Source organism: Demequina sp. (assembly GCA_024707205.1).
Taxonomy (GTDB): domain Bacteria; phylum Actinomycetota; class Actinomycetes; order Actinomycetales; family Demequinaceae; genus Demequina.
The window spans coordinates 295,471-317,677 of record JANQAD010000001.1; the positions used below are offsets into that span (position 1 = coordinate 295,471).

The 22,207-nt window shown below is 68.4% G+C and carries 29 protein-coding genes; 14 read left to right on the plus strand and 15 right to left on the minus strand.

Features of this window, described 5'->3' with window-relative positions:
* Positions 1 to 21 precede the first annotated feature (21 nt).
* From NVV57_01485 to NVV57_01500, 4 genes are all read left to right on the plus strand, one after another.
* Complete coding sequence (locus NVV57_01485; protein ID MCR6711427.1) at positions 22 to 255, plus strand: hypothetical protein; 234 nt, start codon at positions 22 to 24, stop codon at positions 253 to 255.
* A 5-nt stretch (positions 256 to 260) separates the two neighbouring features.
* Positions 261 to 563 (plus strand): type II toxin-antitoxin system PemK/MazF family toxin, encoded by a 303-nt coding sequence (locus NVV57_01490; GenBank protein MCR6711428.1) that lies wholly within the window; start codon positions 261 to 263, stop codon positions 561 to 563.
* Positions 564 to 665: 102 nt separating this feature from the next.
* Positions 666 to 914 carry a type II toxin-antitoxin system prevent-host-death family antitoxin gene (locus tag NVV57_01495; protein MCR6711429.1) on the plus strand — a complete coding sequence of 83 codons (249 nt, stop codon included), beginning with the start codon at positions 666 to 668 and terminating at the stop codon, positions 912 to 914.
* On the plus strand, positions 911 to 1,162 hold the full coding sequence (locus tag NVV57_01500) for a Txe/YoeB family addiction module toxin (protein MCR6711430.1): 252 nt from the start codon (positions 911 to 913) through the stop codon (positions 1,160 to 1,162). The genes NVV57_01495 and NVV57_01500 overlap by 4 nt, the downstream gene beginning before the upstream one ends.
* On the opposite strand, the gene NVV57_01505 is transcribed toward NVV57_01500, so the two are convergent.
* Positions 1,159 to 1,638 (minus strand): GNAT family N-acetyltransferase, encoded by a 480-nt coding sequence (locus tag NVV57_01505; protein ID MCR6711431.1) that lies wholly within the window; start codon positions 1,636 to 1,638, stop codon positions 1,159 to 1,161. The two genes, NVV57_01500 and NVV57_01505, sit on opposite strands and share 4 nt — an antisense overlap.
* 428 nt (positions 1,639 to 2,066) lie before the next feature.
* Here NVV57_01505 and NVV57_01510 point away from each other — a divergent pair, with 428 nt between their 5' ends.
* The 5 genes from NVV57_01510 to NVV57_01530 are packed head-to-tail and all read left to right on the plus strand — an operon-like array spanning position 2,067 to position 6,996.
* On the plus strand, positions 2,067 to 3,077 hold the full coding sequence (locus NVV57_01510; GenBank protein MCR6711432.1) for an ROK family protein: 1,011 nt from the start codon (positions 2,067 to 2,069) through the stop codon (positions 3,075 to 3,077).
* A complete protein-coding gene (locus NVV57_01515; GenBank protein MCR6711433.1) occupies positions 3,074 to 4,066 on the plus strand; it encodes an N-acetylglucosamine kinase in 993 nt (330 codons plus the stop codon). Before NVV57_01510 ends, NVV57_01515 begins: the two co-directional genes overlap by 4 nt.
* Positions 4,063 to 4,965: a Gfo/Idh/MocA family oxidoreductase gene (locus NVV57_01520; GenBank protein MCR6711434.1), complete on the plus strand. Its 903-nt coding sequence runs from the start codon at positions 4,063 to 4,065 to the stop codon at positions 4,963 to 4,965. Before NVV57_01515 ends, NVV57_01520 begins: the two co-directional genes overlap by 4 nt.
* Positions 4,965 to 5,972, plus strand: a complete 1,008-nt coding sequence (locus tag NVV57_01525) for a zinc-binding dehydrogenase (GenBank protein ID MCR6711435.1) — start codon at positions 4,965 to 4,967, stop codon at positions 5,970 to 5,972. The genes NVV57_01520 and NVV57_01525 overlap by 1 nt, the downstream gene beginning before the upstream one ends.
* A gap of 4 nt (positions 5,973 to 5,976) precedes the next feature.
* A complete protein-coding gene (locus tag NVV57_01530) occupies positions 5,977 to 6,996 on the plus strand; it encodes a Gfo/Idh/MocA family oxidoreductase (protein ID MCR6711436.1) in 1,020 nt (339 codons plus the stop codon).
* Here NVV57_01530 and NVV57_01535 read toward each other — a convergent pair.
* From NVV57_01535 to NVV57_01575, 9 genes are all read right to left on the minus strand, one after another.
* Positions 6,976 to 8,316, minus strand: coding sequence for a protein O-GlcNAcase (locus NVV57_01535; GenBank protein ID MCR6711437.1), 1,341 nt, complete (start codon positions 8,314 to 8,316; stop codon positions 6,976 to 6,978). The genes NVV57_01530 and NVV57_01535 overlap by 21 nt on opposite strands.
* Positions 8,313 to 9,062, minus strand: coding sequence for an SIS domain-containing protein (locus NVV57_01540; GenBank protein MCR6711438.1), 750 nt, complete (start codon positions 9,060 to 9,062; stop codon positions 8,313 to 8,315). The genes NVV57_01535 and NVV57_01540 overlap by 4 nt, the downstream gene beginning before the upstream one ends.
* A complete protein-coding gene (locus NVV57_01545; protein ID MCR6711439.1) occupies positions 9,059 to 9,982 on the minus strand; it encodes an ATPase in 924 nt (307 codons plus the stop codon). Before NVV57_01545 ends, NVV57_01540 begins: the two co-directional genes overlap by 4 nt.
* Before the next feature lie 13 nt (positions 9,983 to 9,995).
* Positions 9,996 to 10,853 carry a carbohydrate ABC transporter permease gene (locus tag NVV57_01550; protein MCR6711440.1) on the minus strand — a complete coding sequence of 286 codons (858 nt, stop codon included), beginning with the start codon at positions 10,851 to 10,853 and terminating at the stop codon, positions 9,996 to 9,998.
* Positions 10,840 to 11,721: a sugar ABC transporter permease gene (locus NVV57_01555; protein ID MCR6711441.1), complete on the minus strand. Its 882-nt coding sequence runs from the start codon at positions 11,719 to 11,721 to the stop codon at positions 10,840 to 10,842. The genes NVV57_01550 and NVV57_01555 overlap by 14 nt, the downstream gene beginning before the upstream one ends.
* 71 nt (positions 11,722 to 11,792) lie before the next feature.
* Complete coding sequence (locus tag NVV57_01560; GenBank protein MCR6711442.1) at positions 11,793 to 12,950, minus strand: extracellular solute-binding protein; 1,158 nt, start codon at positions 12,948 to 12,950, stop codon at positions 11,793 to 11,795.
* A gap of 314 nt (positions 12,951 to 13,264) precedes the next feature.
* The gene (locus NVV57_01565; GenBank protein ID MCR6711443.1) at positions 13,265 to 13,876 is read right to left on the minus strand and encodes a GNAT family N-acetyltransferase; all 612 of its coding nucleotides are present in this window, start codon (positions 13,874 to 13,876) and stop codon (positions 13,265 to 13,267) included.
* Between the two features lie 26 nt (positions 13,877 to 13,902).
* Positions 13,903 to 14,328: a ribonuclease E inhibitor RraB gene (locus NVV57_01570; GenBank protein ID MCR6711444.1), complete on the minus strand. Its 426-nt coding sequence runs from the start codon at positions 14,326 to 14,328 to the stop codon at positions 13,903 to 13,905.
* Positions 14,329 to 14,413: 85 nt separating this feature from the next.
* The gene (locus NVV57_01575) at positions 14,414 to 14,965 is read right to left on the minus strand and encodes a hypothetical protein (GenBank protein MCR6711445.1); all 552 of its coding nucleotides are present in this window, start codon (positions 14,963 to 14,965) and stop codon (positions 14,414 to 14,416) included.
* A 148-nt stretch (positions 14,966 to 15,113) separates the two neighbouring features.
* Between NVV57_01575 and NVV57_01580 the strand changes: the two genes are divergently transcribed.
* Positions 15,114 to 15,626, plus strand: coding sequence for an NERD domain-containing protein (locus NVV57_01580; protein MCR6711446.1), 513 nt, complete (start codon positions 15,114 to 15,116; stop codon positions 15,624 to 15,626).
* On the opposite strand, the gene glpK is transcribed toward NVV57_01580, so the two are convergent.
* The 3 genes from glpK to NVV57_01595 are packed head-to-tail and all read right to left on the minus strand — an operon-like array spanning position 15,623 to position 18,236.
* Positions 15,623 to 17,128, minus strand: a complete 1,506-nt coding sequence (glpK, locus tag NVV57_01585; GenBank protein MCR6711447.1) for a glycerol kinase GlpK — start codon at positions 17,126 to 17,128, stop codon at positions 15,623 to 15,625. The two genes, NVV57_01580 and glpK, sit on opposite strands and share 4 nt — an antisense overlap.
* Entirely contained in the window at positions 17,125 to 18,075 is a 951-nt protein-coding gene (locus NVV57_01590) for a hypothetical protein (GenBank protein MCR6711448.1), read from the minus strand. The genes glpK and NVV57_01590 overlap by 4 nt, the downstream gene beginning before the upstream one ends.
* Positions 18,000 to 18,236 carry a DUF2510 domain-containing protein gene (locus NVV57_01595; GenBank protein MCR6711449.1) on the minus strand — a complete coding sequence of 79 codons (237 nt, stop codon included), beginning with the start codon at positions 18,234 to 18,236 and terminating at the stop codon, positions 18,000 to 18,002. The genes NVV57_01590 and NVV57_01595 overlap by 76 nt, the downstream gene beginning before the upstream one ends.
* 196 nt (positions 18,237 to 18,432) lie before the next feature.
* On the opposite strand from NVV57_01595, the gene NVV57_01600 reads away from it, so the two are divergent.
* Both NVV57_01600 and NVV57_01605 read left to right on the plus strand, forming a co-directional pair.
* The gene (locus NVV57_01600; GenBank protein MCR6711450.1) at positions 18,433 to 18,939 is read left to right on the plus strand and encodes a sigma-70 family RNA polymerase sigma factor; all 507 of its coding nucleotides are present in this window, start codon (positions 18,433 to 18,435) and stop codon (positions 18,937 to 18,939) included.
* Positions 18,936 to 19,604, plus strand: coding sequence for a zf-HC2 domain-containing protein (locus NVV57_01605; protein MCR6711451.1), 669 nt, complete (start codon positions 18,936 to 18,938; stop codon positions 19,602 to 19,604). Before NVV57_01600 ends, NVV57_01605 begins: the two co-directional genes overlap by 4 nt.
* A gap of 19 nt (positions 19,605 to 19,623) precedes the next feature.
* Here the strand turns inward: NVV57_01605 and NVV57_01610 are convergent, their stop codons facing one another.
* Complete coding sequence (locus tag NVV57_01610; protein MCR6711452.1) at positions 19,624 to 20,064, minus strand: Hsp20/alpha crystallin family protein; 441 nt, start codon at positions 20,062 to 20,064, stop codon at positions 19,624 to 19,626.
* 172 nt (positions 20,065 to 20,236) lie between these two features.
* Between NVV57_01610 and NVV57_01615 the strand changes: the two genes are divergently transcribed.
* On the plus strand, positions 20,237 to 20,770 hold the full coding sequence (locus NVV57_01615; protein MCR6711453.1) for a hypothetical protein: 534 nt from the start codon (positions 20,237 to 20,239) through the stop codon (positions 20,768 to 20,770).
* Between the two features lie 69 nt (positions 20,771 to 20,839).
* A complete protein-coding gene (locus NVV57_01620; protein MCR6711454.1) occupies positions 20,840 to 21,079 on the plus strand; it encodes a TM2 domain-containing protein in 240 nt (79 codons plus the stop codon).
* Positions 21,080 to 21,219: 140 nt separating this feature from the next.
* On the opposite strand, the gene NVV57_01625 is transcribed toward NVV57_01620, so the two are convergent.
* Positions 21,220 to 22,149, minus strand: coding sequence for a hypothetical protein (locus NVV57_01625; GenBank protein ID MCR6711455.1), 930 nt, complete (start codon positions 22,147 to 22,149; stop codon positions 21,220 to 21,222).
* Positions 22,150 to 22,207 lie beyond the last annotated feature (58 nt).

The following is a 22,207-nucleotide window of genomic DNA, read 5'->3' on the forward strand; positions in this document are numbered from 1 at the left end:
TCACCACGGTATGCTCGTGGCGTGAGTACACAGATCACGGTTCGCCTTCCCGATGACCTGGTCGATTTCCTCGACTCCCAGGTTGCCTCGGGCGAGGCACCGAGCCGCGCGTCCGTCGTGGCCCAGGCCATCGCCCGCGAGCGCCGTCATCGCGTGGCGCTCGAGGACGCCAGGATCTACGCCGCGACCGGCGAAGACGCAGATCTCGCTGCGTTCACTCGCGGCGCGGCCGCGAGCATCGAGCCGCTGGACTGATCAGCGTGCGGCCCATCCTCACCGCCCGCCTGGACAAGGTCCGGCCAGTCGTCCTCCTCACCCGCGAGCAGGTGGTGCCCTATCTGTCGCGAGTCACGGTGGCTCCGATCACGTCGACCATCCGCGGGCTGTCAACGGAAGTCTCAGTTGGCCCGGCGAACGGCCTGGATCAGGAATCAGTGATCTCGGTGGACAACGTCGCCACGATCGATCGGACCTCCCTGGGACCCATCATCGGGTACCTCACGCAGCACCAGGAACGAGACCTGGCGCGCGCGATTTTCACCGCATACGACCTAGACGCCTGACCCCTAGCTCGCGGCTTCACGCGATCCGGAACCGTGCGAAGACGAAGACCGGCGACACGAGCGTAGACTGGTACAAGATTTCGTACCACTGAAGGAGTGATCATGGCCGTCACCGCCTCCGAGGCCCGCAAGCGCCTCTTCCCGCTCATCGAGGAGGTCAACGCCGACCACACCACGGTGGAGATCACCTCCCGCGGTGGTGACGCGGTGCTGATGTCTCGCGACGAGTACGACGCTCTCGTCGAGACCTCCTACCTCTTCCGCTCCCCCACCAACGCCCAACGCCTCCTCGACGCCGATGCCGCGCTGCGCGAGGGTCGCGGCAAGACCAGGCAGCTCGACCGCGCGTGAACATCGTCTTCTCGCCTGGCGCGTGGGAGGACTACCAATACTGGCAAGGCCAAGACCGCAAGACCCTGCGGCGCATCAACGCCCTCATCGACGCAATCGAGCGCGATCCGTTCTCCGGGCTCGGCAAGCCCGAACGCCTGCGCCACGGCATCGAAGCGTGGTCCCGCCGCATAGATGCGCAGCATCGACTCGTCTACCGGATCGAGGATGCCAGTCTGCTCATCCTGCAGGCGCGGTACCACTACTAGGTCGGAATCTCGCCAAACGGGTAGCGCACCTCTTCGAACGGCCAGGCACGCTCAAGCCACGTCGGCACAAAAGCGAGCACAGCGTCGGCCACATGGGCAGGCGCCTCCGCGACCACCCACCACGAGACCTCGGCGACCACCTTCCCTGGTACCCCACCGTCTTCCGGCGGATCGACGTAGACGCACCCCCAGATCGCGCTCTCGTCCTCGGGCATGATCGCGAAGTTGAACGACTCGTGCGTGGTCATCTCGCGCGCGTGCCGCTCGAGGTCCGCGCGGTCCTCCTCGGCCGTCATGTCCTCGGGCGGCCAACCCCACTCCTCACCGTACTTTTCCCACAGCATTCGCTGGTTTCCCATGACCGCGACCATGTCGATGGGCGTGTCATCAGGGGAAATGGGGCGCAGGTGCACTCCCGGCGCCACCTCCACGCGCAAGGGGTGCTCGAAGGTGGGCGGAAGCCAGGAACCTGTCATGGCGCCGATCCTACGGGGGAGGCCAAGAGCGCAGTCCGCCCACGGGTCCGACGCTGCCGCCGGGTTGGGTGACCCGTGTTTCGCTATTTCAGGATTCCGTAAAATACGAGAACACCACTGTCACCGCGCGCACGTTGACACGCCCCCCACGACCGGCTAGGTTTCAGGATAGTAAAGTTTCCTAACCTCTTGGGAGAGCTCGTGCAGTCAGCGTCGTCTGCAGCGGCAAGCAATGCGCCCGCTAGCCGTCCAGACGTTCCGCCGACCGCCTCGCCAGTGCCCGCCACGCCGGGCCTCTTGCGGTCCATCAACAACCGCACCGTGCTCGAACTCCTCATACAGCACCCCCTCGTTGAGCCGCGGCGACGTGTGCAGCCTCACCGGCGTCTCCAAGCCCACCGCATCCCAACTCCTCACTCGCCTTCTGGATGCGGAACTGGTGCTCGACGCCGGCCCCGGCTCCCCCGCCCCGGCGGTCGCCCGCCCCAGATGTACAAGCTCAACCCCCGTGCGGCTTCGCCGCCGCCATCAACGTTGACCCCACGTCCATCCAGGTGCGCGTCGCCGACCTCGTCGGCACCACGATCGCCGAGTCGACCGTTCCCACGGAGGCCGCGGATGGAAACCACGGCCCCGATCGCGCCGTGGAGGCCCTCGAGTCCGCGGCGGCGCAAGCGCGCATCTCGCTCGCCGATCTCGCCGCCACCGTCATCGCCGCGCCCGGATCGTACGACCCCTCGACGGACCAGCTCAGGTACTCGGATCACCTCCCCGACTGGCAGCAGACCGGGCTCATCGCGCACCTGAGCGAGCGCATCCCCGGCACCGTGGCGGTGGAGAACGACGTCAACCTCGTCGCGGTCGCCGAACAGCGCGAGCGCGAGCGCACCGCCGAGAACTTCGTGCTGCTCTGGCTCGACGAGCGCATCGGCGGCGCGATCTTCGTGGACGGCAAGCTCTTCCGCGGCACCCGGGGAGCCGCGGGCGAGGCCGCCTTCCTCCAGGTTCCGGGCGTTCCCGCGGTGCGCAACCCCGCGCAGGACAATCACGGCGGCTTCGAAGACCTCGCCGGCGAGGCGGTCGTGCGGGAACTCGCGGCTCGCGTGGGTATCAACAGCGCAAGCGCGCCCGACGCTGTGGCCGCCTTGGTCGCCAGCGACACCCAGGCGGCACGCGAGGTTCTCACGGACATCGGCGGTCGCTACGCGATCGGCCTCGCCTCGATCCTCGCCCTGCTCGACCCCGCCGAGGTGATCCTCGCCGGCGCCGTCGCCGCGGCGGGCGGCCAGCAACTCGTCGACGCCGTGGCGAGCGAACTGAGCGCCGTCGCGATCGCGACGCCGCCCGTGAGCTTGGGCCTCGTCACGGACTCCCCCATCACGCGAGGCGCCATGATCCTGAGCCTCGGCCACGCGCGCGATCGCGTGTTCAACACATGAGGACCCTCCTCGCCCTCGACGGCGGCAACTCGAAGACGGACATCGTGCTCGTGAGCGAAGACGGCACGGTATTGGCGCGCACGCGTTCGGGCCCGTTCATTCCGCACCTTGCCGGCGCCGATCGCGCCGTGGATCTGCTCGCCGACGACATCGAACGCGCCCTCGCCTCCGCCCCCGGCGGCCGTGTGGACCTCATCGCCGGCTACCTCGCCAACGCGGACCTGCCCGTAGAAGAGGAGCGCATCGCCGCGGCGATCACCAGCCACGCCTGGAGCGACCGCGTGATCGTGGAGAACGACACCCTCGCGATGCTGCGCACGGGCACGGACTCGGGTCACGGCGTGGCCGTCGTCTGCGGGGCGGGCATCAACTGCGTCGGCGTAGGCGAGAACGGGGAACGCGTGCGCTTCCCCGCACTTGGCCGGATCACCGGCGACTGGGGCGGCGGCCTCGGCATCGCCAAGGAGGTTCTCTGGCACACCTCGCGCGCCCATGACGGCCGCGGCCCCGCCACCACCCTCTCGCAGGCCGTCGCCGCGCACTTCGGCCTGGCAAGCGCGGCCGCCGTCGCCGAGGCTATGCACTTGCGCACCTTCGACTATGACCGCATGCACGAGATCGTGCCGCTGCTGTTCCGCGAGGCGAACGCCGGAGACGAGATCGCGCGCACGATCGTGCAGCGCCAGGCACAAGAGGTGGCCCTGCTCGTCACCAATGCCCTAGAGCGCCTGCGCCTCACCGACGGCACCCCGGACGTGGTCCTCGGGGGCGGCATGCTGACATCGGGAGAGCCGCTGCTCCTCGGGGTCGTCGTCGACACGATCCTCGCGGCCGCCCCCGGCGCCCGCATCACGATCGCCGCGGACAAGCCGGTGCTCGGCTCAGCCCTCTTGGGCCTCGATGCCCTGCTTGGGCCCGACGCCGGCTCGGCAGAGCGGGAGGCTCGCCTTCGCGAAACCCTCGATTTAGCAGGGGCTTTGCAGCCATGAGCGCTCCCCTGAGGATGGGCGTCGCCGGAACGGGCTATTGGGCGACGGTCACCCACGCGCCCGCCGTGCTCGCGTCACAGCACTGGGATCTGGCCGCCGTGTGGGGTCGCAACCCGGACGCAACGGCCGCCCTGGCGTCGGCCATGCCGGGCGAGGTGCGCGCCTTCGCCGACTTCGACGACTTCCTTGACGCCGTGGACGGCGTCACGTTTGCGCTGCCCCCGGACGTCCAGGCGCCGCTCGCCCGCCGCGCCCTCGAGGCGGGCAAGCACGTGCTGCTCGAGAAGCCCATCAGCCTTGACCCGGACCAGGCCGACGCCCTTGTCGCCGCCGCCGAGCGCACCGGCGCCGCGACGGCCGTGTTCTTCACGATGCTCTACGACCCCCGCATCAGGGCCATCATCGCCGACGCGGCGAGTTCCCCGGCGCTGCGCGGCGGCACCGGCCTGTGGCTCGGCTCCGCGCTCAACGACGACAACCCCTTCAACACCCCGTGGCGGCACATCCACGGAGGTCTGTGGGACCTGGGGCCACACGCGCTCTCCGTGCTGTGGACCACCGTCGGCCCCATCGCAAGCGTCGCCGCGCACGCCGGAGCCGGCGACCTGCGCCACCTTGTCCTCACCCACGCGTCTGGCGCCACGAGCACGGTGTCCCTCACCCTTCGCGCGCCCGACGCTGCGGACGGGTTCTCGACGACCCTCTGGGGAGAGCAGGGCCGGGTCTTCGTTCCGGTGGACGACGTGGACTCCCTCGCGGCACTCACGGTCGCCCTCGACGAGCTGGGCGAGCAGGCGATCGAGGGCCGCTCCGACCACCCCTACGGCGTCCGCTTTGGTCGTGACATCGTGCTGCTGCTCGCGGACGCGGAGCGCCAGATCGCTCCGGCGGCGTCGTGATGCGGTCTCTCTCGGTCGTCTTCCCCGGTCCCGGCCTCGTGGAGGTCGTCGAGCGCGAGGTTGACCCTCCCGGACCGGGAGAGATCACCTGCGAGGCCCTGTCATCCCTGGTAAGCACGGGTACGGAGACGTTCTGCCTTGCCGGGCGGTTCGACCCAGGCACGTTTTGGGAGGAGTGGGTCCAGTACCCGTTCTCCCCCGGCTACTCGATGACGGCCCGCGTGATCGCGGTCGGGGATGGCGTCACAGACCTCGCGGTGGGCGACCGCGTGGCGCTGCCAACACCCCACGCCCAGCTCGTCACGGTGGATCGCGAGCTCGCCACGCCAGTGCCGGCCGGAGTGAGCGATGAGGACGCCTGCTGGGCATCCCTCGCGGTCACCACCCAACTTGGCGTTCGGCGGTCGCGGCTTGAGCTCGGCGAATCTGTGGGAGTGGTGGGACTGGGGCTGCTGGGCCAACTTGTGGTGCGCTACCTGCGCCTCGCGGGCGCCCGCCACATCATCGCGATCGACCCCGACCCCGGCCGCCTGCGCCTGGCGGCGGACGGTGGCGCCACCGTGACGATCGGCGCGCCCGCCGACGCGGCGGAGGAGGCGATCCGCGCGGCGACCGGCGGCGGACTGCTCGACGTCGTCTTCGACATCACGGGCCACCCCGCGGCATTCGCGGCCGCCTCCACCTTGGTGCGGCCGCTGGGACGCCTGGTCCTGCTCGGCGACAGCCCGCAGCCGTCAGAGCAGCGCCTGGGCCCCCGCATCGTCGCCGACGCCATCTCGATCATCGGCGTGCACGCGAACACCGCCGCCACGCATCAGACGCCGCTCGATCGCTGGACCGTTGCGGAGATGACCGCGCTGTTCTTCGACTATGTGCGCGACGGCCGCATGAGCGTCGACTCGCTCATCAGCCACCGCGTCTCGCCGCGCGACGCCCCCAGCTCTACGCGGCGCTCACCGCCGACCGCAGCCAGTACATGGGCGTGCTCTTCGACTGGTCCCAGGTAACGCCGTGACTGATCCCGTCCGCTGGGGCGTGCTCGGCGTCGCTGGCATCACTGAGGCCGTCATTCCGGCGATGCTCGCGAGCCCGTCGGTCGAGGTGGTTGGCATCGCGAGCCGCGACGGCGGCCGCGCGGCGGCCGCGGCCCAGAGATACGGCACTGCGCACAATGGCATCCTGGCCTTCGAGGGCTACGACTCTCTGCTCGCCGACCCTCGCATCGAGGCCGTCTACCTCCCCGTCCCCAACGCCCAGCACGCCGAGTGGGCCAAGCGCGCGGCGGCCGCCGGAAAGCACGTGCTGTGCGAGAAGCCGCTCGCGGTGACCGAGGCCGAGGCGCGAGAGATGGCCGCTACCGCAGCCGAACACGGCGTGCTGCTGGGCGAGGCCTTCATGTACGCGCACCACCCGCGCCTCGCGATGATCGCAAAGGCCCTGGCAGAGGGCCGCATCGGCGACGTGCGCGCCATTCACACGGTCTTCACCTTCGACGCCTCCCAAGAACTGGACCACTCGGGTTTCCAAGGCGCGCCGGGCTCGGGGGCCATCTACGATGTCGGCTGCTACGCGGTCCACGTGGCGCGTCACCTGCTGGGCAAAGAGCCCGACGCCGTGACGGCTCACGCTGCCAGCTCGGCTTTGCACGGCGACATCGACATGAGCACGTCGTTCCTGATGGAGTTCCCGGACGGGGTCGCGTCAACGGCCCAGGTGGGCATGTGGAGCGCCGACCAAGACACGATCGACATCACGGGATCCCGCGGCCGTCTCACCGTGCCGCACGCGTTCCTGTGCGGCCCCGACGACGGGGACTTCACCATCACCGTCGACGGGGTCACGGAAACCATCTCTGTGCCGCGCGTCAACCACTACACGGCCCAGGCGGAGCACTTCGGCGCCGCCGTGCGTGGCGAGGTGACGCTACGGTTCGACGCGGCCGACGCCGTCGCGGGAACCCGGGTGCTCGAGGCGCTTACCCACTCGTGGCGCACCCGCACCAGGGTCAAGCTAGGAGAACTCGCCGGCTAGGTCCGACAGGAACATGTCCACGAGGTCGCCGAATACGCGCAGGCGAGCGGAACGCAGCGCCTCGAGGTCGACCATCACGGCGGCCCTGTCCGCGGCGGCCAGCTCCGGAGGCGTACCCTCGCCATCGGTCGGCAGCAGGGCGATGGCCCGGAGCACCGCCTCGAGGCAGTTCCGGTAGTGCCCGAGCCAGGGCGCGATCTCGCGACCGAGAGCGGCATTCTCGGGAGCGGCGAGCACGGCCGTCGTGTCGAGAAGCCCCTGAACGTAGGAGCCAAGCCCGGCCACAGCGTCGGGCCGGTTGCCGTACTCAAAGTCAAAGGCGAAGCGATCGATTTGGGCGGCGAGCCGGGGCGCGTCGTCGGTGCAGAGCGCGGACCCGCGGTTAGCGTCGGCGAATTCGCGCAGCGCTTCGGCGTCGCGCGGCCCGGCGATGCGTGCGATGGCCGCCTCCCAGCTGGCCTCGGCGTCGAACGAGTAGGGATCGCGCACGTAGTCCGCGAGGGACGTGAACGCGATCTTGGAGGCCTCCGCGAGGGGCATGCCATTCGCGACGATGCCGTCGGCGAACTCCCCCAGGTCCGGGTCCCTGCCCAGGTAAGGGCCGATGTGCAGCTCCCCCGTCATGGCGACGTCATTGACCGGGAAGTTGTCCCAGTAGAGCGGCTTGCGCCCCGTGGAGTCGAGGAACACCTTGGCATCGCGAGAGTCGAGCTCGGGAGAGCAGATCGCGCGACCCGTCCAATAGAGGCGGATCCCGGCGCGGAGCCCGCGCCCGAGTTCGGTGATGTACGGCTCGGTTCCGCGGCCCCTATACAGCGTGGGACACACGGCGAAATCGTCAACCGTCACGGCCTCTGCCAGGCGCGATGCCACCTCGTTGACCACCGAGAGCTGCGCCTCGACGAGCGAGCCGAACGCCTCACGATCGGGTTCATGACGCAACTCCTCGGGGATGTCGTCGAGGAACAGGGCGAAGTGCGTGACTCCCAACTCGGCGACGGACGCGAACTTCGCGAGAATCGCCTCGACGTCGCTCGCGTCGGAGTACCTCATCGACAAGCCGGGCGACAAAGCGAAGCTCACGCTCACTCCGCTGGCCTTCGCCTCCGCGACCAGTTCCGCGAGCGCCGCCCGTTCCGCGGGCGGGTACGGCTCGCGCCAAGAGCGTCGCGTGTACGGATCGTCCTTGGGTGAGTAGACGTACTCGCCGAGCCCAACCTCGGCCATGAAGCGAATCATGTCGAGGCGTTGGGCGTGGGTCCACGGCCTTCCGTAGAAGCCCTCGATGACACCGCCGACGGCGAACCCGGCACCGTTCACAGCGACCGCACCCTGGGTTGATACCGCTCGAACACCTCGCGATTCCGCGCGTCTCCGCCCGCCATGTTGCTCGAGTGGAACACGGCTGGCGTCACATTGGCGGCCGTCGCTTGCGCCACGGCCCGCACGGCAATGGCGTTGACGATTGCCGCTCCGACCACGGTGGACGTTGGCCCCACCGGTTGCGGCAACCCGGGAATGGTGACGGCCGCGTCGCCGGGGACACCGCCGTTGTCGATCACCACATCGGCGATGCGAAGGAGCGGGCCGCCGTCGCCGTAGAGGGACTGGGGAGAGTTCGCGTGGTTGACGCTCAGGATCGCGATCACGGGCATCCCAACCGCATGCGCCGCCTCCGCGAGTTCCACCGCGACCCGATTGCCCCCGGAGTTTGAGGCGACGATGAGCACATCGCCGGGCGCGACAGTCAGGGTTTCGAAGATCGCAATGCCGCGCCCGGTCTCGCGCTCGAGGACTGTGGACGTGACGGCCGAGTGGTGGAGCATGAGCTCATCGCGCAGGATCGGATCGACCGCGGCGAGGCCGCCGGCCCGGTAGAAGAGTTCCTCCGCGAGCATGTGCGAGTGGCCGGAGCCGAACACATGCACCAGGGCATCGGCCGCGATCGCGTCGGCCACGAGGTCTCCCGCGCGCTCGATCTGGGCTAGTTGGGTGGTGAGCGCCCGGTCGATGAGCGAGCGGGCGTGCTCCAGGTATTGGATGACGGGATCGCCGACGCAGCTCATGCGGAACGCCTCCAGTAGGTGATCAGGCCATCGTACGGTCCGGCATTCGTGGCGCTTGCGAGCCGCAGGCATCCGTCGAGCGGTCCCCCTGCCGCCGCGCGGACGTCGAGCCCGGCCTCGCGCAAGCACGGCACCAACGCCGAGCGCAGCGCCGTGCCTTCGCCGACCACACGGCCGCTGAGCGCCACGGGCGCGACCCCGGAGTGCCACGTCGCGGCGGCGGCGACGGCGGTATCGGTGAGCTCACGCGCCGCCGAGTCGATGATCGCCGTCGCGGCCGCATCGCCGGCGACCGCCGCCGCCTGCACGTCTACGGCAAACTCGGCGATCGCGTGCACGGCGCGCGGCAGCGAGTGCAGGTGCGCCGCGAGATCGGCGTGGGCGCCGAAGCGGGCATCGCAGGCATCCGCGAGCGCGGTCGCGCCGCCGCGACCGTCCCGCTCGCGCAAGACAGCGCCGACCCCTCGCGACCCGATCCAGAAGGCGCCGCCGCCGTCCCCGAGAAGAAACCCGTCGCCGTCGACCCTGACGGCCTCGCCCACATCGTTGACGCCCAGGCAGGCAACACCCGTGCCCACCGTGAGCGAGATCCCTACGCCCTGCGGAAACGCGCCCGCGTGGGCGGTGACCGCGTCCCCAGCGAGCCACACCTCGCCCACCGGTAGCTTCTCGGCGAGCCGCCGAACAAAGTCGTCGCGGTCTGCCGGCGTGGCCGGAAGGGTGGTGAGACCGAGCACCATACGGTCGATGCGCGTCGGGCCGTCACCAAGCTGCGCCCACGCTTCCGCGACGCGCTCAATCACGAGGCCAGCAACGTCGGCCTCGAGGCGACCGACGCCGCCAACGGTCACCGGGTGCGGCGATCCGACCACCTGCACTCGGATCGTCGACGCGCCGCCGTCGACTCCGACGAGCGTCACTTCACTGCTTCCATTACTGCACCGAACCCTCGGTGACGCCCGCGATCACCTGCCGGTGGAAGATCACGTAGATCGCGATCATCGGGATGGTGATGATGGACAGGGCCGCGAAGAGCGTGGGGTAGTCGGTGGAGTACTTGCCGGTGAATGCGAGCAGGCCCGACGGGATGGTGAGCAGGTTGTCGTCCACCACATAGAGGATGGAGAGCAGGAACTCGTTCCACGACGACAGCACGGAGAACACGGCCACGGTGGCGATGCCGGGAACCATGAGCGGCGTGACGATGCTCCACAGCATGCGCAGGTCACCCGTTCCGTCCATGCGCGCGGCCTCGAAGAGCTCTTTGGGCAGCGCGTCCATGTAGGTCTTGAGGAGAAAGACCGCGAGCGCGAGGCCAAGCCCCGCGTAGGGGATGATGAGCGCCCAGCGCGTGTTTAGCAGGTAGAACGCATCGAAGATGCGCGACTGCGCCGTGAGGTACGACTGCACGGGCAGCAGCAGGCCCAGCACGAACGTGCCAAGCAGGATGTTCTTTCCGCGGAACTCGAAACGGCTGAACGCGTAGGCGGCGCACAGTCCCGTGATCAGGATCGCGGACACGGAGACAAACGTGACGATGAAGCTGTTGAGGACGTACTGACCCAGGTTCCCGCGCTCCCATGCCTCGGCCCAGACGCCGAGATCCAGGTGGGTGGGGAGGGCGAACGGCGACTGGAAGATCTCGCGTTTGGTCTTGAAGGACGACATCACCATCCACAGCATCGGGACCACGAAGATCACCGACAGTGCGATCATCACGCCGTGGTAGACCGTGCGGCTGCCGACGACGCGAGTGACGGCGCGGGGTTCGCGGGTGCTAGTCGACACCATTGCCTCCATCCTTCGTGCGCAAGCGCACCAGCACGAGGCCGATCGTCACGACCACCACGGTCATGATCGTCGACAGCGCCGCGCCGTAGCCGAGGTCGTGGAAGCGGAATACCACCTCGACCAGATACGTGGTGATGATCTCCGTGGCGTGGTCGGGGCCGCCGTTGGTCATGACGTAGAAGAGGTCAAAGCTCTGGAATGCGCCGGTGACACACAGCAGGATCGCGACCTCGATCATCGGCCGGATCATGGGCACCTTGACCCTGAAGAAGACCTGCCACTGGCTTGCGCCGTCGATCGTCGCCGCCTCGAGCACGTTCTTCGGGATGCGCATGAGTGCCGCGTAGAAGATCGCCATATAGAAGCCCGCGTAGATCCATCCGGAGACGAGGCTCACCGCGATGAGGGCCGTGCTGGGGTCGCCGAGCCAGACCCTCGTGAGGCTGTCGAGACCCAGACCGCGCAACGTGCCGTTGATCAGGCCGATGTCGTCGCTGTAGACGAAGCTCCACAGCACCGCGATGACGAGCATGGGCAGCACCACGGGCACAAAGAACGCGACGCGATAGAACGCAGTCTTGCGGCCCGCGGCCGTTACCAGCCCCGCGAGCACCAGCCCCGCGAATACCTCGAAGATCAGGGTGAATCCGATGTAGATGAAGGTATTGCCGTAGGCCTTGAGGTAGATCTCGTCACGGAAGGCACGCGCGAAGTTGTCAAGACCCACCCAGCTGAGGGTGTCCGTGCCGCTCCAGTTGGCGAAGCTCAACCCGGTGTTCGCGAGCGCCGGGATGAGCACCACGAAGGCGAAAACCGCGAAGGCGGGCGCCAACAGCAGGTAGGGCGTCCAGGCGCGAACTGGTTTCACGGTATGAGGTCCTCGGTGAGAGAGGGTGTGGACCCGGGCAGTGCCGGGTCCACACCCAACCTATGGATGGATCAGCCTGCGGAGTCCAGGCGAGACTGCGCGGTGTCGAGCGCCTCTTGCGGCGTCGAGGTGCCGCCGATGACGGCCGCCGCGGCGTCGTAGAAGGCCGCCGCCACCTCGATGTCGTGTCCGCTGTCGGCAGGGGTGACGAGCGTGCTCGCGCTGCTCAGCATCTCCGCGAGGCTCACCGTGCGCGGGTCTGCGTCCACGCCGGCGAACGGGTCGATGGTCATCGGCGCGAGGCCCGCCTCGGCCCACGCCTTAGTGCCCTCCTCGTCGACCATCATCGCGAGCAGGTCGATGGTCTCGTCGATGTGCTGCGACTTCGCGTTCACCATGAAGCCCGTCGAGATGCCGAGCACACTGCTCTGGTCTCCCTTTCCGCTTGGGATCGCGGGCAGGTTGAAGTAGTCGAAGTCCAGACCCTCCGCGTCCGTCGCGGCGTCGGCCATGAGCCAGCTGCCGATCTGGATGGTCGCGGCCTTCTGCAGGAAGAACTGCGTGTTGGCCTCGTCGTCGGCGAGCGCGTTGACGCTGTCGTTGACGTACGGGGCGAGGGACGCGAGGTACCCGAAGGCCTCCACCATCTCCGGCGAGTTGAGCGGCGCCTTCCCGTCCATCGTGTCCGCATAGAGGTCCTCGCCAACAACGCGGGAGGCGATCTGCGAAGCCACCGAACCCACGGGCCACTGGTCCTTGTTGCCAAATACCAGGGGCGTCTTTCCCGAGTCGAGGATCGCCTGGTTGACCGCGAGGTACTCATCCCAGGTGGTGGGCACCGTCAGGCCCAGGTCCTCGAAGACCGACTTGTCGTACCACACCACGTTGGTGACATCGCCGGTCCACGGCACCATGTACGTACCGGAGCCGTCCACGTCCATGTTGGTGAATGCGCCGTCGTTGAAGCGGCCGGCGAACTTGTCGCTCGCGAGGGCCTCCGTGAGGTCGTAGCCATTGCCGTCCGCGACGTGGCCGGCCATGCGCGGGCCCGACCACTCGAAGTAGGCGTCCGGGGCCTCGCGGCTCGTGAGCAGCGTCGGCAGGCCGGTCGTCTGGTAGATGTCATCTTCCTGGATGACGACCTCGACGGTGCGGTTGGGGTACTTCTCGTGGTACCGGTCCGCGAGCACATCGAACTGGCTGTCGACGGCATCTCCCGAACTGCCCATGGCAATTCGGAGCGTGATGTTGTCGCCATCGCCGCTGGAATCCCCATTCGGCGAACTGCATGCGGCCAATACGAGCGAGGCCGCTGCGCAGAGTCCTGCCACAGCTGCAAGGCGTCCGCGGGTCCGAGTCGTTGACATGTGTCCCTCTCCATTCACGCACCATCGGCGGCGACTCGGCGTGTGCTGGAGACACGGTCCGTGCGATCGTCGTCGAAGCATCGGAAAACGAGTTAGTAAACCTTACTAACCTGTGGAGCCAGTGAACCGCCTCGTCGCTTTCTTGTCAATCTGAGGGCGGTTCTGGGGCCGCATTGTTACGCGACTGACACGCGCGGCAAGCGCATCGCGAATCTCACCGTGTCCTCGTCGCCAGGGTTCAGCACGTGAAACCCAAGGCGTGCGTAGAAGGCGCCGGCATCGGCGTTTGCCGGATCCATGTCGAGGTGCACGCCAGTGGCACCCCGCGCGGCGAATGCATCGAGCAGGGTCTCGATCAGGCGGCGGCCGACCCCCTGCCCCCGGGCTTGGGGAAGCAAGTCGATGTGCAGATGCGCGGGGTACTCGTCAAGGTGAGGGGCGATCATGCGGTCGGGGTTGAGACCCAACTCGGTCATCTCGCGCTCGTCTGCGCTCTTCCCCTCCAGGTCTCCGAATCGCTTGGCGAATCCTGGGAGCACGGCGGCGCGATAGCGCTCGACGAAGGCTCGCGTGTCTGCGGTGCCGAAGGCGTAACCGATCACGCGCTCGCCATCGTCGACCACGAGGGCCAAGTCCGGTTCGAGATCCACATAGGGTCCGCAGAAGATCTCGGGGATCAGATCGTCATCGCTGTAGATTCCCGTGGCGTCCTGCCCCGCGCGGCCCGTCTTGATGCATACGTCGAAGCAGTCGGCTCGGTCCTGAGGTCGATAGTTCCGAATCAGCATGCCGACAGTGTGCCCCAGAATGGCGCCTACTCCTCGTCGACCCCGGCCTCCCAGCCGTCGAACTCGCCGCCGTACTCGAGCGCGATGGCGCGGCACGCGGCCGTCGTGTCCCGCAGAAAGTCCGGTATCAGCGCGCGCCCGTGCGAGTCCACGATCACGGGCCATGCGAGCGGTTCCTCCGGATGCGCATCGTGGTACTCGCGGTTGGGACCCGGCGTGCTCACCCGCATCCACTCGAGCCGCGCGTCGCGCGCCGCGGCCTCTGCAGCCTCCTCTGACGAGAAGTACAGGTAGAACGTGGTGTGCCGGGGCGCGCGCAGGTCCGCGCCCTGCTCGGCCATCGCGCCCACCACCTGCAGGTCGCGGTAAAGGATCCCGTCCACCTGCGAAGGCTCGTCCAGCTCCGCCTCCGTCATGGCGCGATCGCGCTTGAACCGATCAAGGAACCCCATGCAGCGACCCTATTTCCGGAGTGGCGGAAATGCGCGAGAAGACACAGCCCGTCCGACGCTGCCGCGGCTTCCGCCCCCACCTCGCCTACCCCCTCGCCGGCCACCCCACGGCCTGCGCCCGCATCGCATTGCGCGCGTCCTTCACCCGCCCGTGATCCGCATGCGCCGCGCCGAGATCCAGGTTCAGCGGCGGCCGCAACGCCGCCACCACCTCCCGCTCAAGCGCCCCGGGCGCGGCGACCTCCACCCACGACACGTCCATGTTCTCCCGAATCCACTGGGAGACCTCCGCCTCATACGAGGCAGACAGCGCAATCCGCGACTCGCCCGCCCTCGCAACGTCCCCGGACCCGGCACCAAGCGCCGCCAGCGTCAGCCGCAGCGTCGAGGACCGCGCGCTCCCCTTCACATGCGTCGCAAGCCGCCCCCGCAGCCCCGCAGACGACGACGCCTTGCCCACGTAGTACACGTACGACTCCCCCATGCGCGTGCCATGCGCCCCGAACACCACGCTTCGCCGCGCCCACCACACGTACAGTCCGGCCGCACGTGGCGCCAGCTCGATGTACGTCGCCGGGTACCGGCGCGCAGGGTCCACCAAAGTCGCCACCGCCTCGGCGGCACTCAGCTCACTCATGACATCCAGCCCCTCAGCTCTCTGCCCTCAATACCGGCACCGTAGAGCTCCCCCACCGACGAAAGCGACCAAGAGTGACAAGGTAGACAAGTCGCCACCGTCATAGACCGGCCCGCGCCGCCTCTCCTCCTACAGGGAAGGGCTCATCATGACGATCGCGATCGCGGAGTGGCAGCATTTTGGGCGCCGTCATGCCAGCCGGGCCGACGCTGTAGCCACCAAGCTCGCCTCCCTCGCCTCTCGCGATACTCGGGTTTTCGAGGACTTCGATCTCGGCTCGGGCGAGCGCCCGCTCGACTTCCTTGTCATCTCGCCCGCCTCCGTTTTCACGGTTCGCCTTCACGAGGCCCGAGGCGCCGACATCCACATCAACAACTACGGCATGACCGTCGAGGGCGCCGGGGTTCCGTGCCTGCGCCAGGCCAAGTTCGACGCCGAGCGCGCGTCCCGCGTCCTTGGCGCCCGGGCGGGCTTCGACGTCCCCGTTCGCGGCTGCGTCGTGCTCCTCACGGCAGGGCACGCGCCTCACATCGCCTACGAGCACCGGCCCATCGGCGTCTCCGTGCTCACTCCGCGCGACGTGCCGCGCTGGTTCCGCGGGCACCCAGCCGTGCTGGCCGCGAGCGAGCTCACCGAGCTCTGGTCCGCAGCGGCCGCCTAGGACTCAACCCACCCATACGTCTTCGTGACCGCCTTGCGCCACTCGCCCAGCAGCCGCGCGGCCTCGTCTCGCGGCATCGACGGCGTCCAGCGGACGCCCTCGCGCCAGTTGGCGCGCAGCTCGTCGAGCGAGGACCAGTACCCCACCGCGAGCCCCGCCACGTAGGCGGCACCAAGCGACGTGGTCTCCGGCACCGCGGGCCGCACCACGTCGAGCCCCAGCACGTCGGCCTGGAACTGCATGAGCAGCGAGTTCGCCGTCATCCCGCCGTCCACACGCAGTTGCCCGGAACCGGCGCCCAGGTCCGCCGCGACCGCCTCGAGCACGTCCGCGGTCTGGTACGCCGTGGCCTCGAGCACGGCCCGTGCCAAGTGGCCCCTATTCGCAAAGTGAGTGAGCCCAACAACGGCGCCCCGAGCGTCGGGCCTCCAATAGGGGGCGAACAGGCCGGAGAAGGCGGGCACAAAGTAAACCCCGCCGTTGTCGGCAACCGTCGCGGCCACGTGCTCAATGTCGGCGGCCGAGGTGATCGCGCCAAGGTTGTCGCGCAGCCACTGGACCAGGGAGCCGGTCACCGCCACGGACCCCTCAAGCGCGTAGCGCGCGGGCGCGTCCCCCAGCCGGTAGCCCACGGTCGCGATGAGGCCGTGCGCGGACCTCACCACCCTTTCCCCGGTAGAGACGAGCACAAAGTTGCCCGTGCCGTACGTGCACTTGGTGTCGCCGGCGTCGAACGCGGCCTGCCCGAACGTCGCCGCCTGCTGGTCCCCAAGGATGCCCGCGATCGGCACGCCGTCGAGCAGCGAACGGGTGCTTGCCAGGCCATATACCTCGGACGATGAGCGGATCTGGGGCAGCATCTGGCGCGGCACGCCGAACGCCTCGAGCAGCCCATCGTCCCAGTCGAGGGTCTCGAGTGACATCAGCAGCGTGCGCGACGCGTTGGTCACGTCCGTCACGTGAATCCCGCCGTCCACCCCGCCGGTGAGGTTCCACACGAGCCACGTGTCGATGGTCCCGAAGATCAGCTCCCCCGCCTCGGCCCGCGCCCGCGCTCCCTCGACGTTCTCCAGGATCCACGCGAGCTTGGTCGCCGAGAAGTAGGTGGCAAGAGGCAAACCGGTGGTCGAGCGGAATCTGTCAACGCCGTCGGGCCCCGCGAGGCGATCCACGAGCGCCTGGGACCGCGCGTCCTGCCACACGATCGCCGGGTACACACTCTCGCCGGTGACGCGCGACCAGACCACCGTGGTCTCGCGCTGATTTGTGATGCCAACGGCCGCGAGGTCGCGATGCGTGAGCGAGGCCGCCGCGAGCGCCCGCGCGATCACGGCGCGAGCGTTGTCCCAGATCTCACCGGGATCGTGCTCCACCCAGCCGGGCCGTGGGTTGAACTGACGGTGCTCAACCTGCGCGCTCGCGAGGGACTGTCCCGCGTGGTCGAAGACCATCGCCCGCGTCGACGTGGTGCCTTGGTCGAGCGCGAGAACGTGGGTGGTCACCCTCCGTACTTTGCCACCTCGGAGTCCACGATCCACTCGCTGTCCGCATCGCGCGTCTCCAATTTGGGATCGCCCGACGCGACCAGGAAGTAGTCGTGGCGCGCGTGCGCGGTGTCGACGTCATCCCACGTGACGTCCACCACGTCCCACTCGCCGTCAACGAGAACGCGATTCCACGCGTGCGAGCCGGTCGTGATCCCGCTGAACGCCTCCCCCGTCACGATCACCGACGGCAGCCCGGCCTCCACCGCCATCGCCTGGAACGCCTCGGCGTACCCGTTGCACACGGCCGTGCCGGCCACGAGGATCCCGTAGGCCTCTTGGGACTGGTCAACGCGTGCCGAATCGGTCTTGCCTGCGGTGATCGCGTCCGCGGCATCGAAGTCGTAGGTCGCTACGCTCGCGACGTAGTCGTGGATCTTCTTGGCCTTGGTGGAATCGTCCTGGCCGTCCTCCACGCCCGCCTTTTCCAGCCCGACGCTGACCGCCAGTGACGTGTCCCGTTGCCTCTGTGCGGCTTCGGTCTTCGAATAGACGTAGTCCGGCTCGATCCTCACGCCCGTCACCGAGGTGACGTAGGTCCAGCCGTTGACGAACGCATAGGGATTCTGGATCGCGGCCTCCGCGACGGCGTCGAAAACGCCATCCCTGCCCACCTCGTCCGAGTTGGCCCAGAAGGTGACGTCGATCGACTCCTCCTGCGCGATCATGCTCGCTGCCAGGTACTTCACCAGGTCGTCGGACCCGAGCACGGGGTACGCGACCGTTGGGGCGGCGGGCGGTGGACCCACGAGAGTCGCACGGAATGGCACCCACTCGGGAAGGATTCCCTGGTGGCCCGCGATCGCGATGAGGCCCACGAGCACCAGGGTCAGCACGAGCAGTCGCAGCGAGCCGCCCCGCGCCCCCGGCGCCGCTCCACCCCGTCCCACGGCTGCGGATTCCACGCCGCGTCCCCCACGGCGTACTTGGTGTGGCGGTCGCGCACGTTCGCTGTCCAGGCGGAGCCATCCCAATAGCGCTCCCAGTCGGTCTCCGACGGATCCGGGTACCAGCCCGGCACGGGGAGGCTCGCCGAAGCCGCGGGTCGCTCAGGCTCCCAGCTCACGGCGCTCCCTCGACGGTGTCCCTCTCACGCGGGCCACGGTAACCCGCGGGACGCATCCACTTCCACTTGGCGTGATCAGGGCAACAGGGCCTTTCGAGACGGGCCCCACCGGGTCCACACTGAACCAAACACCGGCCCATCTCGTGTTCACATCGGGCGGCACCCTGCCTGCCCGCGTTTCACGCTGAGGACACTCATGCCCGTCGACAAGGCGCAGGTCCTGAAGGAGCTGCACGATCAGCACGCCGCCGCGGTGTGGCGCTATGCGGTGCGCCTCACGGGCAACTCGACTCAGGCCGACGACGTGGTTCAGGAGACGCTCCTGCGCGCCTGGCGCACCCCGCGCATCATGGAGCAGGACCCGGGATCCACCCGCGCGTGGCTCATGACGGTTGCAAGAAATCTGGTGATCGACGACGCCCGGAGCGCCAAGAGCCGCCATGAGCGAGCGTCGGACACCCTGCCGGAGCGCGCCCAAGGCGACGGAACCAACGCGCTGTTCGACGCCCTCCTCGTCGCCGAAGCCCTCGCGGCGCTGACGGAAGACCACCGCGCGGTCATCATCCGCGCCTACTACAAGGGCTGCACGTGCGCCGAGGTCGCCGCGGAGCTCGGCATCGCCGAGGGCACCGTGAAGTCTCGCCTCCACTACGGCCTGCGCGCCCTGCGACTCGCGCTTCAAGAGAAAGGAGTGACGCGATGAGCGACTCCTACGCGGAATGGGATGCCGCCTACGTGCTCGGCGCGCTCGAGCCCGGCGAGCGCCGCGACTTCGAGGCCCACCTCGCCACGTGCGAGCGCTGCCGCGCGTCCGTGGCCGAACTCGCCTCCATGCCCGGCCTCCTGACGCGCGCCCAGCCGTGGTTCGAGGAGACGTCGGGCGAGGTTGGCCCGCCGTCCAACCTGGTGTCGCTCGTGGAGGCCAGGGAGGCGCGCCGGCGCTCCAAGGCCCGACGCCGGGTCGGCTTCATCGCCGTCGGCGCCGCAGCTGTGCTCGCCTTGGGCATCGGGATCCCCCTTGCCCTGACTCCGGCCCCGCCTGCGCCAGACGCCGTTGTGGCCATGGAGGCCGTGGCCTCGACGCCGATCACGGCGTCGCTGACCTTCGACTCTGTGGCGTGGGGGACGAACATCTCGATGACGTGCGACTACCCGGCGTCGGCGTATCCCGGCACCGGTGGCGGCACGTACTCGCTCGTGGTGACCTCGACGTCAGGGGACACGCAGTCCGTTGGCACCTGGGACGCCGTACCAGGAAAGACGATCCACCTGAATGCGGCGACGTCGGTGCCGCTCGACGAGATCGCGACCGTGACGATGGTGGACTCCTCGGGGACGGTGCTGCTGAGCGCGCCCGTCACGGCGTGACGGACGCGCTCAGTCCTGCCTACTTCGCCTCGACCTGAATGCGCCGGGGCTTTGCCGACTCGGACTTCGGCACCGCGACCGTCAGCAGGCCGTCGGCGTAGCTGGCGGTGACGGCGTCCGGGTCAACTCGATCCGGGAGCCTCACGGCACGGTGGAAGGTGCCGAAGCGCCGCTCGACGCGGCGGAAGCCGTCCGCTGTCTTGTCCGAGTAGAAGTCGCGCTCGCCCGCGATCGTGAGGACGTTCTCCTCGATCGAGACCTCGACGTCCGCCGGGTCGATGCCCGGGAGTTCGACGTGGAGCGTGAAACCCTCGTCGGTCTCCTCGACGTCGAGTGCGGGTGCGAACGCACCCGTCAGCGGCGCTTCCGCGTCGGCGAAGAATTGGTTGACGATGCGCTGAAAGTCGCTCTGCCACGGTGACGTGGCCGGAACGGGACGGCGCTGCAATTCGCGTGTCATCTCTGACCTCCTGTAGTCGTGTGGCCACGGAGGGCACACGCCCTCCGGGAGGAGCACGCCGGAGCGAACTCCGTACCTCCATTCTAAAACTTGAGCGTCCTAGACTCAAGTTCTGGATGGACTTCTGAAACGCAATTCTGAACCGCGCGGGTACCGGTCTCGTGTCCAAGGCATGAAGACACGCAACGCAGCAACACTCGGCCTCATCCTGGCCGCCGCCCTCACCCTGACCGCCTGCTCTTCCGGAGCCGACGACACCACGGCACCAGCCACGCCCGATCCCTACGCAACCTTCACGCCGTCCCAGACGCCGGCGTCGGACTCCACGGCCACAGCCGCGCCGGCCGCAGAGGGTGCCGCGCTCATGACCGCCGACTCCTCGCTCGGCACGATCGTCGTGGACGGGTCCGGCATGACCGTGTACATGTACGACTCAGACACCCAGGGCTCTGGGACGTCCACGTGCACCGGCGGGTGCCTCTCCGCGTGGCCGCCCGTTCCCGGCGGCTCTGACGCCCCGACGCTCACCGGGATCACCGGTGACGTCACCACGATCACGGGCACGGACGGCAACCCGCAGCTCGCGCTCAACGGCTGGCCGCTCTACTACTACGCGTCCGACTCCGCCGCGGGCGACACCATGGGCCAGGGCGTCGGCGGTGTGTGGTGGGTGCTCGACGCGGCCGGGGAGCCGGTGCACAGCTGACCTCGATCCGTTCCGCTGGGCCGGGCGCCGATAGCTCCCGGCTCAGCGTCGGGCCGCTACGCTGGCCGCATGACGACTGGATACGGCGCCCCGCTGCCGCCGAAGACCGCAGGCAACGCGTACGCATGGATGCTGTTCACGCTGATCGGGCTCGCTGGTTTCCAGCACTTCTACCTGGGCAAGACTGGCCGCGGAGTTCTGTGGCTGCTCACGTTCGGGGTGTTCGGGATCGGGACGCTCGTGGACCTCTTCACGCTCCCGGGCCAGGTGCGCCAGGTCAACGCGCAGCGCGCGGTGGGAATCAGTTAGCCGGCACGCTCCCCGCGCCTCCGCGCCTCCACGCCTCCGCGCCTCCGCGCTTCCGCGCTTCCGCGCCTCCGCGCGAAATGAACCCTGAGGTTCACGAAACTCAAGTTTGGTGAACCTCAGCATCCATTTCGGCCACTCTCCTAGTTCCCGGAAGCCCTAAGTTGCCGCAGCCGCTCCGCCCGGAGCGAGAGGTACTGCTGCCGGCACCACTCTGGGCGCTCGGTCAGATCGCGATAGGTGAAATGAAGCGGCTCAATGCCGATGGAACGCAGGTCGGCGTCGCGCTCGCGATCGCGCTCAAACCCCTCGACACCGCCGTGAGTCCCGCCGCCATCGAACTCGAGGTCAATCCTCGCCTCGGCATCAAAGGCGTCCATTACTCGCTTGCGCCCACGCGGCCACACGGGCTCCTGCCACTTGAGATCCGGGAAGAGCCGTGGCGGGAAGACTCTCTTCCACGCGACGTACTCGAGATAGCTGGTCACGACGGTGCCTACGATCGCGATGAGCTCCTCCAAGTGCGCGCGTCGCGGAATCCGTTTCCGCCGTGCGAGTGCTTCGAGCAACTGGGGCTTCGTAGCGTGCTGGTCGATGAACGCCTTGATGACGGTCGAGATGGCAACGTCGGGACGCGCCTCCCGCCAAACCTGAACCACGGCGTCGGCCGCCGAGGCAACGCGGATACCCCCGAGCCGGAACCGGTTCGCAGGAGCGCCCACGCGCACGGTGCGTAACCATCGCGGAACCGTTCGACGCCACTCGACTGGGACCTGAACTGTGATGTGGCTCGGCTCCGCGTCCACGATGCGCCACAAGTGCGCCGCTGCGAGCCCCGTGATTGTCCCGGTCGGTGCTGCTAGGAGGGTCGCGGCCCGGGCACGGACGCGGAACAGACTCTCCGGGGCGGACACACCGTAGATGCCCGGAAGCACTGAGGCTATGAGGCGATGCCGAATGGCAGTGAGCACGGCGGACTTGCCGAAACGCTCGACCAAGTTACTCCACTTCTCGGCGCTCCCCGCGCGAACATGCTCTGCCACAGCTTCGGCTCGGGCCATGCGTCCTGTCATGGAGCGAACCTAGGGAGCCGACGGGCTACGCGGGAGCGGTCTCACGAAAATGTGGATA

Bases quoted from the DNA above. Each gene is read 5' to 3' on its own strand.
- NVV57_01620 (MCR6711454.1), top strand. From the start codon at position 20,840: ATGACGACTGGATACGGCGCCCCGCTGCCGCCGAAGACCGCAGGCAAC.
- NVV57_01575 (MCR6711445.1), bottom strand. From the start codon at position 14,965: ATGAGTGAGCTGAGTGCCGCCGAGGCGGTGGCGACTTTGGTGGACCCT.
- NVV57_01560 (MCR6711442.1), bottom strand. From the start codon at position 12,950: ATGGGCAGTTCGGGAGATGCCGTCGACAGCCAGTTCGATGTGCTCGCG.
- NVV57_01565 (MCR6711443.1), bottom strand. From the start codon at position 13,876: ATGCTGATTCGGAACTATCGACCTCAGGACCGAGCCGACTGCTTCGAC.
- NVV57_01550 (MCR6711440.1), bottom strand. From the start codon at position 10,853: ATGGTGTCGACTAGCACCCGCGAACCCCGCGCCGTCACTCGCGTCGTC.
- NVV57_01495 (MCR6711429.1), top strand. From the start codon at position 666: ATGGCCGTCACCGCCTCCGAGGCCCGCAAGCGCCTCTTCCCGCTCATC.
- NVV57_01510 (MCR6711432.1), top strand. From the start codon at position 2,067: ATGCGGAACTGGTGCTCGACGCCGGCCCCGGCTCCCCCGCCCCGGCGG.
- NVV57_01625 (MCR6711455.1), bottom strand. From the start codon at position 22,149: ATGACAGGACGCATGGCCCGAGCCGAAGCTGTGGCAGAGCATGTTCGC.
- NVV57_01580 (MCR6711446.1), top strand. From the start codon at position 15,114: ATGACGATCGCGATCGCGGAGTGGCAGCATTTTGGGCGCCGTCATGCC.
- NVV57_01505 (MCR6711431.1), bottom strand. From the start codon at position 1,638: ATGACAGGTTCCTGGCTTCCGCCCACCTTCGAGCACCCCTTGCGCGTG.
- NVV57_01540 (MCR6711438.1), bottom strand. From the start codon at position 9,062: ATGAGCTGCGTCGGCGATCCCGTCATCCAATACCTGGAGCACGCCCGC.
- NVV57_01515 (MCR6711433.1), top strand. From the start codon at position 3,074: ATGAGGACCCTCCTCGCCCTCGACGGCGGCAACTCGAAGACGGACATC.
- NVV57_01570 (MCR6711444.1), bottom strand. From the start codon at position 14,328: ATGGGGTTCCTTGATCGGTTCAAGCGCGATCGCGCCATGACGGAGGCG.
- NVV57_01600 (MCR6711450.1), top strand. From the start codon at position 18,433: ATGCCCGTCGACAAGGCGCAGGTCCTGAAGGAGCTGCACGATCAGCAC.
- NVV57_01615 (MCR6711453.1), top strand. From the start codon at position 20,237: ATGAAGACACGCAACGCAGCAACACTCGGCCTCATCCTGGCCGCCGCC.
- NVV57_01520 (MCR6711434.1), top strand. From the start codon at position 4,063: ATGAGCGCTCCCCTGAGGATGGGCGTCGCCGGAACGGGCTATTGGGCG.
- NVV57_01610 (MCR6711452.1), bottom strand. From the start codon at position 20,064: ATGACACGCGAATTGCAGCGCCGTCCCGTTCCGGCCACGTCACCGTGG.
- NVV57_01605 (MCR6711451.1), top strand. From the start codon at position 18,936: ATGAGCGACTCCTACGCGGAATGGGATGCCGCCTACGTGCTCGGCGCG.
- NVV57_01525 (MCR6711435.1), top strand. From the start codon at position 4,965: ATGCGGTCTCTCTCGGTCGTCTTCCCCGGTCCCGGCCTCGTGGAGGTC.